The 1,849-nt window shown below is 78.0% G+C and carries 2 protein-coding genes; both read left to right on the forward strand.

Features of this window, described 5'->3' with window-relative positions:
- Positions 1 to 748 (forward strand): polyketide synthase dehydratase domain-containing protein (locus tag JNW98_RS22770; protein WP_223770130.1); only part of this gene is annotated, 748 nt, incomplete at its 5' end.
- 515 nt (positions 749 to 1,263) lie between these two features.
- Positions 1,264 to 1,849: beta-ketoacyl synthase N-terminal-like domain-containing protein (locus JNW98_RS22775; RefSeq protein ID WP_223770131.1), on the forward strand; the 586-nt coding region annotated here is incomplete at its 3' end.

Here is a 1,849-nt window from a genome sequence, read left to right on the forward strand (position 1 = left end):
CGCCCACCACGCCGTCGGCACCGCCCCCGTCCTGCCCATGGCCCAGGCCCTGGAATGGTTCACCGCCGCCGCCCGCGACTGGCTGCCCGGGCTGCCCGGCACCGCGCCCGCCCTGCGCGACGTCCGCGTCCTGCACCCCGCCACGCTCACCGGACTGAAGGACGACGGCGACGTCTTCACCCTGACCGGGCGCGCCGACCCGGCCGACCCTCGTACGGTCGCCGCCGAACTGCGCGGCGCGGCGGACCGCTTGCACTACGGCGCGCTCGTCATCCCCGACGCCGGGCCCCCGGTCGACGAGGAGTTCCCGCTCCTCGCCGACGACGAGGTGCCCTGGTACAGCGACGAGATCTACGACGGGACCGTGCTCTTCCACGGCCCGCTGATGCGCTCCCTCGCCACCGTCGACGCCCTCTCCCCCGAGGGCGCCCGCGGCACGCTCCACGGCCTGGCCGCGCTCGGCTGGCCCGACGCCACCGCCTGGCACACGGACCCCGCGGCCGTGGACGGCGCCCTGCAGCTCGCCGTCCTGTGGGCCACCCGCGCCCTCGGCGGCGCCACCCTGCCCATGGCCGTCGGCGGCTTCCACCTCCACCACCGCGGGCCGGCCCGGGGGCCGCTGCTCTGCGCCGTCCGCCGCGTGTGGGCGGAGGGCGACCACGCCCAGTGCCAGGTGCGGCTGGTCCAGGAGGACGGAACCCCCTTCGCCGACCTCCGCGACGTCGAACTCGTCCGCCGCCCCGACTGACCGCCGCCCCGACCGGCCGCTGCCTGAACGACCGGCGCCTCGACCAGCCGTCGCCCTGACTGAGCGTCACCTCAAACGGCCCCGGGGCCCCGACCGACCGCCACCCCGACCCACCGACACCTCATCCCGACCGCCACCCCGACTGACCGGCACCTCGACCGGCCGTCGCGCCCACCGATCGCCACCTCGAACCGCCGGGGCCCCGACCGGCCACCAACCCAGCCCGCCAGCACCCCCGACCGACCGCAAACCCGACCCACGACGCCCCGGCTCACCGGCACCCTCACCGGTCGTCGCCTTCAACCGTGGGGACCCCGACTGACCGCCAACCCGGCCCGCCAGCGCCCAACCCGCCAGCGCCCAACCCGCCGGCGCCCCGACCAGCCGACAACCCCCGACGGGTCGTCACCTCGGCCGGCCGCCGCCTCCAACGGCTCGCCCCCAGCCGACGGCCACCCCCGACCGAACCCGCCCCCCTTCGACCAACCGCCGACCGGACGCAGGTGCACACGCTCATGACCAGCACGGCCCCCACCGAATGCACGCCGCCCCACACGACGGGCCCGGCGGTCCGGCCGTTCGAGCCGGTCGCGGTCGTCGGGCGCGGCTGCGTCCTGCCCGGCGCCCTGACCCCCGGCGCGTTCTGGGAGAACGTCGCTGCCGGCCGCAGCGCCCTCGGCCCGCTGCCGGCGGGCCACTGGCGGCTGCCCGTCGACGCCGCCCGCGTCCCGGACGGCGGCGCCGTCATCCCCACCGACACCGGCGGGTACGTGCACGGGTTCGCCGACGTCTTCGACCCCACCGGGTTCGCCCTCGACCCTGCCGACATCGGCCGCTTCGACCCGCTGTTCCACTGGGTGCTGCACGCCGGCCGGGAGGCCCTGCGCGAGGCCGGCCACCCGGGACCCGCCCCCCGCCGCACCGGCCTCGTCCTCGGAACCCTCGCGCACCCCACCGACGCGGCCATGCGCCACGCCGAGCACGTCTGGACGTGCGCCCAGGACCCGGCCGTCCGCGACGCCCTGCTGCGGCAGGCCCCGCCGGCCCCCGACCCCGTCAACCGGTTCTGCGCCGGCCTGCCCGCCCTCGTCGCCGCCCGCG

The organism is Streptomyces huiliensis (assembly GCF_020037025.1).
Taxonomy (GTDB): Bacteria; Actinomycetota; Actinomycetes; order Streptomycetales; family Streptomycetaceae; genus Streptomyces; species Streptomyces huiliensis.